Genomic DNA, 11,792 nt, shown 5'->3' on the forward strand with positions numbered 1-11,792 from the left:
AAAAAAACTAAAATTTAGCAAGAAAAATTAGATTTTTATGCTATATTCCCTATCTTATCTCATAGGGGTACAATTATGTCTGCTTCAAATTACTCAAATTTATACAATAGCTATGCTAGGATTCCACTAAACTTTACCCATGGTAAAGGCGCTTATCTCTATAGCGATACAGCGCAGGAATATTTAGATTTTACATCTGGTATTGCGGTTACTGGGCTGGGCCACGCGCATCCATATCTAAATGCAGCGCTAGAGAAGCAAGCAAAAACATTATGGCATACTTCAAATTTATTCACCATAGAATTACAAGAAAAATTAGCCGCTCGTTTATGCAATATAAGCTTTGCCGATAAGGTATTTTTTGCCAATAGCGGGACAGAAGCCGTAGAATGCGCTATCAAAACGGCACGCCGCTATCATTTTACACAGGGAAATAACGAAAAAAATACTATAGTCAGCTTTTGCGGCGCTTTTCACGGTCGTACCATAGCGGCTCTGGCAGCTACTGGCAATAAAAAATATCTAGAGGGCTTTGACCCCAAGGCGCCAGGCTTTGTGCAATTCTCGCCACAGCTGTCTATGAACGAATTAAAACAACAGTTACAAACCATATCTAGAACCCTTGCCGCCATCATCATCGAGCCCATTCAGGGCGAAGGTGGTGTTAATGTAATCCCAGACGATATGCTGCAATTTTTGCGTAGCTTTTGCGATGCTAATAATTGTTTATTGATTTTTGATGAAGTACAAACGGGCATAGGTCGAACAGGCTCTGTTTTTGCCTATCAGCATTCTGGCGTAAAGCCAGACCTAATGTGCCTAGCCAAAGGCCTAGGCAACGGCTTTCCCATTGGCGCGTGCCTAGGCACAGCAGCAGTGGCCAGTGCCATTACCCCCGGCACACATGGCTCTACTTTTGGCGGTAATTTATTGGCTATGGCTGTAGCCAATGCTGTATTAGATCTTATTTTACAGCCAGATTTTCTTGCCCAGGCAACTGAAATTAGCAGCTTATTATATGATGAACTAGGTAAAATAGCGCATAAACATAGCACTATAATAGAAGCCATACACGGCCGAGGTTTTCTCTTGGGTATAAAAGCTAAAATACCAAATGAAAAACTTATAACCGCCTGCCGCAACAATAAGTTGCTGACCCTGGGCGGAGGCAATAATGTAATGCGCATTTTGCCCCCACTTAACATAACTAAAGAACATGTAGAACAAGCAATACACAGATTAGACAAAGCTTGCACGGATTTACAAACATAAAGGCTGCTAAAATGAATAAAGATGATATTGTAACCCCCTTTATCATAGAAGATCTACACATAAAGGGGCGTATAGTACAGCTAGGCCCAGAATTAGACAGCATTATTACCCGACATAACTATCCAGAAGCTGTGTCACATTTATTAGCACAAATGATTGCTTTGACAGCATTAATTGGTAGCTCCCTAAAAATGGAAGGCAAATTTTCAATACAAACCACTAGCAATGGTGCAGTAAATTTATTGGTTTGCAATTTTATCACCCCCCATAATCTACGTGCTTATGCAAGATATAATATGCCAGAACTAACCAAGCAGCTAAAAAATAGCCCCGCAACACTAGCCCAATTGCTAGGACAAGGCAGCCTAGCCTTTACCATGGAAACTGGGCATCATACCAAACTATATCAGGGCATAGTAGAGCTTAGCGGCAACGATTTAGCACAATTAGCAGAACAATATTATATAAGCTCAGAGCAAATATCAACAAAAATCAAATTAACCTCACATTTCTCTACGCAAACTGGCTGGCGCGCCGGAGGCTTATTTTTGCAATATTTACCCCATAAAGGCGCCGACCCTGAAAAAAACGAATGGAATGAAGCTAATATTTTAGCACAAACCTTAAGCGATGAAGAATTGTTAGACAAAGAAATAGGGGCGCATAGATTGCTTTTTCGCCTTTTTCATGAACATGAAATAAGGGTGTTTAATGAACAATTTCTGCAAGATAAATGCTCCTGCAGTCGAGAAAAAATCTCAGAAATGCTCCAAGGTTTTGACGCAAAAGCGCTAGAAGAAATGGTAATAGACAATAAAATTACCGTACAATGCCAGTTTTGCTCGCAAAATTATGATTTTCAACTCGCAGAGATAAGCACACCAGAATCATAAAATTGCACTAACTATTAGATTTTAGTGCACGTAACCGCACGTAAAGCGCGCCGCTAGCCCCATGCTTAGCACTAGCCGTGGCAAAGGCGCTGACATATTGCGCAGCGGCTCCCCATTGCAACCATTTTGGCACCATAGTTTGCAAGATAGCGCCATTTCTAGCGCCTTTTCCCGTAATAACTATAACATAACGTAAATTGTCGCCACTAGCATTGCGTAAAAAACTCAACAATAAACTATATGCCCTATCCTGCTGGGCGCCGTGTAAGTCCAATCTACGCTCTATGATTATACGAGATTTACTAAGTTTTTTATAGGTTTTAACATCAAAATTTTGCGGCGCACTCTTTGCTGGCCCCAGTAATTTATCTGTATAATTTGGGCGCGACAAATCTATTGCAAGCGGTGCCAAGGGCGGCAGCGTCATCTTAGCTTCGGCGTTTTCTGCCTCATCTAATAAGGCAATAAATTCTGATATGCTTGGTTTTTTAAAGGGCGGGGTTTGACCGTCGCAGGTCTTCGTTAAATTGTCCCACAAATAATAATCGCCAATTTCATCTTTGCGGGACATAACAACATATTAAACAGCGGCCACTGGCGCCGTTGCGCAAACCAGCCATGGGGTGCTACTGCCCGTTAAACGACGAGCAAAAGTCCATTTTTCATCTAGAATGCTTAAATCCTTCGCGCTACCCTTCATCAACTCACCAGCCTTATTGTAAATCGCCAAAACTACTTCACTAACGAAATGCAAGGTAATGAAAGCTTCCTGGTCATTTACCTGCGCATCGATTATTTGTGCCTTATCGTTGCCAACATAGCTGAAATCTATCTTTATACCTTCTGCCAGATTTTTTGCCACTTCTTGCTCAAAGGCTGCTTCAGCGGGTTGACTCAATAAAGTATGAAGAACCGTTTGATCTAATTTTGCAAAAGATTCTAGCACGCGCTCATAGTCACTAACAGCCTTGGCTATAAAAGTTTTTGGCGAAAAATGCCTATCTAAATCATAAATCCTACGCAAAGCTTCATTAAGCGGGCTAGCAACCGGGGCAATAGCGTCAATATCCTCTAAAACGCTGGCCTTGGTTTGAATAAGCTGCGGCAATAAAGCCGAGCCCTCTGCATCTTGCTCTATACCCGAAGCGTTAGCCGCCTGCACGCTAACTATAGAATTTTCTAATAATTGCGAAAGCGGCTTTTCTGTACCCGTACGCTTGCCCAATACGCGATTAAACTGAAAGGCTACAATCGCGATAATCATAACGCACAGTATGATAATTATAAGACCCAAATCCATAAAGCCACCCTATCTTTAATCAATTATTAGTTATATAAAATTATATATAGAAACTAATATATATGTTTTCAATTCAATTGATATACTATACTATAATTCCACCGCAAAATAAAGGTTCATATTTTAATATTAAATATAAAGGTTTCAGATGAACGAAAAATTAGCCGACAACGACCACAACGCAACAGACACGCCACAAACCGGCACTTTTAACGTAATAACACAATATTTAAAAGACCTTTCTTTTGAAAGCCCGCATGCACCATTTTCTATTTTAGATTTACGCGAACCGCCGCAGTTAGAAGTTGGAATAAATATTGAATTGAATCCATTTGCCAATAATCCGCAAGCAGAAAATATACCGGATAGAGAACATTTATTTGAAGTGATATTGAGCCTAAGCACAAAAGCGCAAAAAGCAGATAGCGCTTTGCTCTTTCACGTAGAATTGCTATATGCTGGCCTATTTTTAGTCAAAGATATTGAAGAACAGCATTTAAGGCCGCTATTAGCAATTGAAGCACCAAGGCTGCTATTTCCTTTTGCCCGGCAGATCTTAAGCGATGCTACAAAAAATGGTGGCTTTCCACATGTTATGCTGGATCCAATAGATTTTGCCAATTTATATTATACCAATCTGGCCAAAGCAAACCCACAAGCTGGCACAGCATAAATTTAAGCCAATAGCAGACATAGTATAATTTTTATTATTGCTAGCCTATTGGCTATTTTGTTTGTAAAATATCTATGCTAGTTTATAAAAAATTAGAGGTAGAGAAAAATGTCAGCGCCGGATATCAAACAAGCTACGCCAATGATGCAGCAATACATAGAAATCAAGGCTGCCTATAAGGATTACTTGCTTCTATATCGGTTGGGCGATTTCTATGAGTTATTTTTTGAAGATGCGGCAATAGCTTCAAAAGCGCTAGGGCTAACGCTAACCAAACGTGGCAAACATCTGGGCGAAGATATAGAAATGTGCGGCGTGCCAGCCCATAGCTGCGAGCCCTATCTGCACAAATTAATCGAGCAAGGCTATCAAGTAGCCATTTGCGAACAAACAGAAGACCCAAAAACCGCGAAGCTTCGCGGACCAAAAACGGTGGTAAAAAGAGCAGTTACCAGGCTTTTAACACCTGGTACTATTACCGAGGATAATTTGCTAGACCCAACTAGCGCTAATTATCTTGTTTCCTTTGCCATTTATGAAGAAGATGGCAAAAAAAACTATGCCATCGCCTATATGGATTTTTCCACCGGGCTCTTTCGCGCTAAATTAACAGAACCGATACGCATTTTAAGCGATCTAATGGGGCTAGAGCCAAAAGAGCTATTGCTAGCGGAATCTCTGCGCGACTGCCCCATTACTAGTGACCCTATGGACAGCTATGTATTTAATAATGTTAATTTTATGCGCAACATTGCCCATTATCAAAGCGACACCAGCTTTAACCTATATGAGGCTATCAATAAATTAAAGACCTATTATAATATTGCCGACGAAAATGCTTTTGCCAATTTTCTTCCGGCACAATTATGTGCAATGGGAGCTATCATTGCTTATATCGAAAAAACGCAGATAGAAAATCGACCTGTGTTGGCTTTTCCGGTGGCAGAAGATAACGAACAATATTTATATATCGACGCGGCCACTAGACAAAATTTAGAATTATTCAAAACTCTTTCCGGCTCGGCTAATGGTAGCTTGTTAAGATGCCTTGACTATACGACAACAAATGGCGGCAGCCGCCTGCTTGCCGACAGATTAATGCATCCGCTAAAAGACATCGACATCATAAATAAAAGATTAGACACTGTTGGCTGGCTAATAAGTGACGCAAAGCTTTGCCAAAATTTACAAACAGCAATCAAAAATGCGGCAGACGGAGAGCGTGCCTTGGCGCGCATTAGCAATTTTCGCGCCACACCACATGATCTAGGTGCAATACAGAATATCTTAGAAGTCGCAGCAAATGTTATGGAAGTCCTGGGCACCTCTATGCTACCGTCAGAGCTAAGCCATGCCACACAAAAATTGCGCAACATACCGCCCAAATTAAAACATGTTTTAGATAGAGCCTTAACGGTGGAATTACCTACCCATAAGCGTGACGGCAATTTTATTGCCCAAAATTACAATACAGATTTAGATCTAGCACGAAGAATGCGTGATGAATCGCAACAAATTATCAAAAATCTACAGCAGCAATATATAAAGCAAACCTCTATTAAAAATTTAAAGCTCAAACACAATAATATCTTGGGCTATTTTATTGAAATTACGGCAAACCAAGCCTCATTAATCGAGGCTTACAATCAAGAACATGGCCAGAAATTTATCCATCGCCAAACCACAGCAAACGCCATGCGCTTTACTAGCGAAGAGTTGCGAGCAACCGAGCACAACATTGTCACCGCAGCAGACCGCGCGCTAGAGCTAGAGCTAGATATTTTTAATCAATTATGCAATATGATCCTAGATCATGATAGACAAATAAGAGAAGTTGCCCAAGCATTAAATATTTTTGATCTCAGCTGCGCTTTAGCGCATTTAGCTTGCAGCCATAATTATTGCCGCCCCATCTTGGACGATAGTCTAAATTTTAATATTACAAAGGGCCGCCACCCAGTAGTCGAGCAAGCTTTAAAAAAACAAGGCCATAAGAATTTTATAGCAAATAACTGCGACCTTTCCCCGCAAAACGCGCAGCAAAAGCAAGGCAGCTTATGGCTTTTGACTGGGCCAAATATGGGCGGCAAATCCACCTTTTTACGCCAAAATGCGCTTATTGTTATTATGGCGCAAATCGGTTCTTTTGTTCCGGCAGAAAAAGCGCATATAGGCGTTGTCGATAAATTATTTAGCCGCGTTGGCGCTTCGGATGATTTAAGCCAGGGTCGCTCTACCTTTATGGTAGAAATGGTCGAAACAGCAACGATTTTAAAACAATCGAGCAAGCAGTCACTGGTAATTTTAGATGAAATCGGCAGAGGCACCGCCACTTATGACGGACTCTCTATCGCGCAAGCAAGCGCTGAATATTTGCATAATCACAATAAATGCAGAGCTATTTTTGCAACGCATTTTCATGAATTAACCGCGCTAGAGCAGCAATTAAGCAATCTCGTTAATGTTACTATGAAAGTGGTAGAATGGCGCAATGAAGTTGTGTTTTTGCATGAAATTAGCAAAGGCAGCGCCAATCGCTCTTACGGCATACATGTAGCGCGCTTATCTGGACTGCCGGAAGAGGTGCTACAACGGGCTAGCGAAATATTGCATGAACTCGAAACTCGCAAAACACCATATATAGAACCAAATAAAGAAAAAAGCCAAGAACAGCTATTAGACGCTGCCTCAGACAAAATAAAAACGGCTTTGCAGCAATTAGATGCCGACAATTTAAGTCCGCGCGAGGCCCTAAATGCGGTCTACCAACTAAAGAATCTATTAAACAAAAGCATATAGCAAAGCGTGCGCTAATTAATACAAGCAAATAGTTGTGTTGTTTGTAGCCCCCCAAGCAATTACCGCCGTAGAATCCATAATGGACAGAGACGTTATCTCTCTACATAAGAAAGCTTAAAATTTCATGCTAAAATACCCTACGTTCATATTAAGTATTGTTTGTATGAATAGCTACCAAAAAAATGAATTAAAAATACAATGCAAAAGAGCTAAAAAAGCCATGCTGGTTTATACTTCGCTTAAAGCCCGAGATATTAGAAAGGTAATTTAAAACTTTTTTGACTATCTGCATAATAGCCAATTAATTACGCAGGAGCGCGCTATAGATATAGGCAACAAATATAGAGAATACAGTAAAGCTAGCACGGGCACTAACCAACACGAGCCACCCTAAATAAATGGTGGAGCTAAGCGGGATCGAACCGCTGACCTCTTGCATGCCATGCAAGCGCTCTCCCAGCTGAGCTATAGCCCCATTTAAGCGAAATATTATACAAATTTTCTAAGCTAAGCAAGCTATTTTTTGCAAACTCGCCTACATATCCTCATCTTCTTCATCTAAGGGTGTGCCGATAATATCTTGCATATCCTCATCTACATCATCATCCGCATCGGCTAAAAACACATCATCATCTTCAATAGTCACATCATCATCATCCAAATCTGGTAAATCTGCTGTATCTGGATCGTCCTCTACCCCATCTTCCAAAGGCAAAAATTCTGGCTCACCCAAGACAGAATCCAACTCATCTACATTGTCTAAATCCTCGTCTACTGGTTTAATTACTGTAGATTCAAAATATGACAAAGGATAAGACTTACCCGTATATGGCGAAACCACCGGATCGCGGCCAAGGTCATAAAATTTCCTACCAGTTTCTGGATCAACACGCTTAGTGCCCAATTTTGTTTTTACCACGCAAAACCTCTTTCACTATAAAATATCCATTGAGTTTATATTAGTAATTTACTATCTTATTTCCTTTATTTGTCAACAAAAATTTCATTGCTGCGAAGACAGGATTATATATGGCATGCTATTTACAAGCAAAAAAGCTATGCGGTACCGTTAGCCTAAACGGGGATAAATCCATTTCCCACCGCGCGTTAATCTTGAGCCTGCTGGCAAGAGGGCGCAGCACAATAAAAAATCTCAACAAAGGCCACGATGTTATGCACACAGTGCAAGCAATAAGAGCTTTGGGGGCTAATGTAATTTTTGACAAAGAAAAAGATATAACTATAGTCGATGGCGCTGGCTTGGGCTGCTTATTGCAGCCAGCCGCCCCCATCTATTTAGGCAATTCCGGAACAGCCGCGCGTTTGCTTATCGGCGCGATAGCACCATATAATATTACAACAGAAATTACTGGCGATGAATCATTGCAGAGCCGCCCCATGGACAGAATTATCACCCCCCTAAAGTTAATGGGCGCGCAATTTAGCCCTACTAACCAACTACCCCTTATTTTGCTAGGCAATCCAGAGCCGATACCAATAGAATGGGATTTGACAATAGCTTCTGCCCAGGTAAAATCGGCCTTATTGCTAGCAGCACTTAGCATAAGTGGCGACAATATTATCAGGGAATATGTGCAAAGCCGCGATCATACAGAACGAATGCTGCCACTATTTGGGGCCGATTTTACTAGCAGCCAAAAATCTAACCATATAGCGCTAAATATTGTAGGCAATAAAACTTTGCACCATACTGAATTGGCAGTAATTGGCGATTTTTCCTCCGCTAGTTTTTTAATGGCCGCCGCTCTATTAGTACCAGATAGCTATATTGAGCTCAAAAATATTGGCATTAATCCTACCCGTACTGGTTTTTTAACCTGCCTACAAGAAATGGGCGCAGATATTGAATTGCTAAATAAAAGAGAAATCAGCTCTGAGCCTGTATGCGATATTAAAATACGCCACAGCCAGCTAAAAGGTATAGTTGTACCAGCCAGCCGCGCCGCCTTGATGATAGATGAATATCCAATAATTTCTGTACTAGCCGCCTTTGCACAGGGCGAAACAATTCTGCATGGCATAGAAGAACTCAAGATTAAAGAATCCAACCGACTTGTTGCTATAGCAGAAGCTTTACAGTTGAATAATGTAGTTTGCGAAATAAAAAATAACTCGCTTAAAATCACAGGCACTAACCCAATACATATGGGCAACACAACTGTCAATAGCCGCCAAGATCACCGTATTGCCATGAGCTTTCTTATAATGGGCCTAGCTAGCGCAAACCCTATTTACATTGATGATATTTCTAGTATCGCCACAAGTTTTCCAGAATTTTTTCGGCTATTAGCAACATTAGGAGCAGAAATATATGGATGATTTTATCATAGCTATTGACGGCACTGCTGCCTCGGGCAAAGGTACATTAGCAAAGCAACTAAGCGAATATTATGGGCTGGCTTATTTAGATACGGGCCTTACCTATCGTGCTGTTGCACAAGCAGTGCTACAAAAAAAGGCCGAATTAACTGATAAAAAAGCAATTTTAGCAGCAGCCAACCTACTGGATTTGCATAAATTAGATGGCAATCTTTTAAGCACACAAGAAATAGGCGCCGCCGCTTCTAAAATAGCTATACACCCCGAATTACGCGAAATTCTGGTACAGAAACAACGGCAATTCGCCAAACATAACAAAAAAGCAGTGCTAGATGGGCGCGATATAGCAACCATTGTATGCCCCCAGGCACAGGTAAAGCTATATATCGACGCCGATTTGGACCTTCGCGCGCAGCGTCGCTTTGCCCAATTAAAAAATACACCCCGGCAAACAGATTTACAAAAAATACGCCAAGATCTACAAAATCGTGACGAGCGCGACAAAACACGCAAGGTAGGGGCCCTAATAAAAGCACCCGATGCTATATTAATTGACAATAGCCAGCTAAATGTTGTGCAATCGTTTCAACGCGCAAAAGAAATTATCGATCCTATAATTAATGCTTGCAGAGCAGCCAGAAAAGATATATATAGAAAAAATTAATGTGGAGCTAAGTTTCATCGCTTTTAAAACTCACGCTCTAGATAAAAACACTAACCATGCGGACAAAGCTTAAAAAGCTTTTACTAGGAGCATTTATGTCACAATCAAACCCCACACGTGAAGATTTCGCCTCACTTTTGGATGAATCCCTCAGCTCAAATAATTTAAAAGACAATGCGGTAATAAAAGGCCGCGTTATCGGCATTGAAAAAGATATGGTCATAATCGATGCTGGCTTAAAAGTTGAAGGTAGAGTACCTCTAAAAGAATTTGGCGCCAAGGCACGTGATGGCTCTATTAAACCGGGTGACGAAGTAGAAGTTTTTGTAGAGCACGTAGAAAATGCCGCTGGCGAAGCCGTTCTTTCGCGCGAAAAAGCAAGACGAGAAGAAAGCTGGACAGTATTAGAGCAAAAGCAAACTAATGGCGAGCATGTAGAAGGCGTTATTTTCGCGCAGGTAAAAGGTGGATTTACGGTAGATTTAGACGGCGCCATAGCATTTTTGCCACGCAGTCAAGTGGACATTCGCCCAATTAAAGATCCTTCTTCGCTAATGAATGTTACGCAAAAATTTGAAATTCTGAAAATGGACAAAAAAAGAGGCAATATCGTTGTTTCTCGCCGTAGCGTGCTCGAAGAAAACAGAGCAGAACAACGTGGTGAAATTGTTCAAAATCTTTCCGAAGGCCAAGTAGTAGAAGGCGTAGTTAAAAACATCACAGATTACGGCGCCTTCATCGATTTAGGCGGCATAGACGGATTGCTGCATGTTACAGATTTAGCATGGCGCCGGGTAAACCACCCTTCAGAATTATTAAGCATTGGGCAAACGGTTCGCGCACAAATCATACGTATTAATCCAGAAACTCATCGCATTTCGCTAGGGGTAAAGCAGCTAGAAAGTGACCCATGGGAAACAGTAGCCGCAAAATATCCTGCTGGCAGTCGCGTTAAAGGCCATGTTACCAATATTACAGATTACGGTGCCTTTGTAGAGCTAGCAGCTGGTGTTGAAGGGCTTATCCATATTTCGGAAATGAGCTGGAACAAGAAAAATGTGCACCCATCTAAGATTCTTTCTACCAGCCAAGAAATAGAGGCTGTGATACTAGAGTTAGATCCACAAAAACGTAGAATTTCCTTGGGACTAAAACAGACTTTAGACAATCCATGGCAAGCCTTTTTAATGGAGCATCCTGTACGCTCAGTTATTGAGGGTGAAGTTAAAAACAAAACTGAATTTGGTTTGTTCATTGGCCTAGGTGGCGAAGTTGACGGTATGGTGCATCTATCAGATTTAGACTGGCATCGCTCTGGCGAAGAAGCAATAGCAGAATATAAAAAGGGCGACATAGTAAAAGCTGTAGTACTAGATGTTGACGTAGAAAAAGAACGCATCTCGCTGGGTATTAAGCAATTGACCGATGATAAATTCAGCGAAGCTGCCGGGGATTTAAAGAAAGGCGCCAACGTAACTTGTGAAGTTATTGGTATTAATGATTCTTCTATTACCGTGAAGCTTGTAGACAAAGATATCGAAGCACAAATAAATCGCAGTGACCTTTCGCGCGATCGCGACGAGCAGCGTCCAGAGCGCTTTAGCGTAGGCCAAAGACTAGACGCCAAAGTAGTTCTGTTTGACAAAAAAACACGCAAATTAGTGCTATCAATAAAGGCGCTAGAGATAGAAGAAGAAAAGAAAGCGGTAGAGCAATATGGCTCTAGCGACTCTGGTGCTTCTCTGGGCGATATATTGGGTGCTGCCCTAAAACGCCGCAATGACGAAAAATAATCTTGAGCCAGCAGCTTAGCTGCTGGCATTAATTCTAGATAAGCGACGGCCACGCTTG

General features: G+C 41.3%; 10 protein-coding genes and 1 tRNA gene. 7 read left to right on the forward strand and 4 right to left on the reverse strand.

Annotated features, from left to right (window positions below; translation table 11 throughout):
* Nucleotides 1-75 precede the first annotated feature (75 nt).
* Both QVL57_RS02350 and QVL57_RS02355 read left to right on the forward strand, forming a co-directional pair.
* A complete protein-coding gene (locus tag QVL57_RS02350) occupies nt 76-1,272 on the forward strand; it encodes an aspartate aminotransferase family protein (RefSeq protein WP_290077197.1) in 1,197 nt (398 codons plus the stop codon).
* Nucleotides 1,273-1,283: 11 nt separating this feature from the next.
* Complete coding sequence (locus QVL57_RS02355) at nt 1,284-2,165, forward strand: Hsp33 family molecular chaperone HslO (RefSeq protein ID WP_290077199.1); 882 nt, start codon at nt 1,284-1,286, stop codon at nt 2,163-2,165.
* 7 nt (nt 2,166-2,172) lie between these two features.
* On the opposite strand, the gene QVL57_RS02360 is transcribed toward QVL57_RS02355, so the two are convergent.
* Together QVL57_RS02360 and QVL57_RS02365 are read right to left on the reverse strand one after the other, a co-directional pair.
* Nucleotides 2,173-2,736, reverse strand: a complete 564-nt coding sequence (locus tag QVL57_RS02360; protein ID WP_290077201.1) for a Smr/MutS family protein — start codon at nt 2,734-2,736, stop codon at nt 2,173-2,175.
* 9 nt (nt 2,737-2,745) lie between these two features.
* Complete coding sequence (locus QVL57_RS02365) at nt 2,746-3,465, reverse strand: Tim44/TimA family putative adaptor protein (RefSeq protein WP_290077203.1); 720 nt, start codon at nt 3,463-3,465, stop codon at nt 2,746-2,748.
* Between the two features lie 148 nt (nt 3,466-3,613).
* On the opposite strand from QVL57_RS02365, the gene secB reads away from it, so the two are divergent.
* Both secB and mutS read left to right on the forward strand, forming a co-directional pair.
* Nucleotides 3,614-4,138, forward strand: coding sequence for a protein-export chaperone SecB (secB, locus tag QVL57_RS02370; RefSeq protein WP_290077205.1), 525 nt, complete (start codon nt 3,614-3,616; stop codon nt 4,136-4,138).
* A 108-nt stretch (nt 4,139-4,246) separates the two neighbouring features.
* The gene (mutS, locus tag QVL57_RS02375; protein WP_290077207.1) at nt 4,247-6,937 is read left to right on the forward strand and encodes a DNA mismatch repair protein MutS; all 2,691 of its coding nucleotides are present in this window, start codon (nt 4,247-4,249) and stop codon (nt 6,935-6,937) included.
* 399 nt (nt 6,938-7,336) lie between these two features.
* Here the strand turns inward: mutS and QVL57_RS02380 are convergent.
* A tRNA-Ala gene (locus QVL57_RS02380) sits at nt 7,337-7,412 on the reverse strand.
* 60 nt (nt 7,413-7,472) lie between these two features.
* On the reverse strand, nt 7,473-7,856 hold the full coding sequence (locus QVL57_RS02385; RefSeq protein ID WP_290077209.1) for a TIGR02300 family protein: 384 nt from the start codon (nt 7,854-7,856) through the stop codon (nt 7,473-7,475).
* Nucleotides 7,857-7,966: 110 nt separating this feature from the next.
* Here QVL57_RS02385 and aroA point away from each other — a divergent pair, with 110 nt between their 5' ends.
* From aroA to rpsA, 3 genes are all read left to right on the forward strand, one after another.
* Complete coding sequence (gene aroA, locus QVL57_RS02390; RefSeq protein WP_290077211.1) at nt 7,967-9,277, forward strand: 3-phosphoshikimate 1-carboxyvinyltransferase; 1,311 nt, start codon at nt 7,967-7,969, stop codon at nt 9,275-9,277.
* The gene (gene cmk, locus QVL57_RS02395) at nt 9,270-9,941 is read left to right on the forward strand and encodes a (d)CMP kinase (protein WP_290077213.1); all 672 of its coding nucleotides are present in this window, start codon (nt 9,270-9,272) and stop codon (nt 9,939-9,941) included. The genes aroA and cmk overlap by 8 nt, the downstream gene beginning before the upstream one ends.
* A 95-nt stretch (nt 9,942-10,036) precedes the next feature.
* The gene (gene rpsA, locus QVL57_RS02400) at nt 10,037-11,734 is read left to right on the forward strand and encodes a 30S ribosomal protein S1 (RefSeq protein ID WP_290077214.1); all 1,698 of its coding nucleotides are present in this window, start codon (nt 10,037-10,039) and stop codon (nt 11,732-11,734) included.
* Nucleotides 11,735-11,792 lie beyond the last annotated feature (58 nt).

Source organism: Bartonella sp. TP (assembly GCF_030406085.1).
Lineage (GTDB): Bacteria > Pseudomonadota > Alphaproteobacteria > Rhizobiales > Rhizobiaceae > CALTWN01.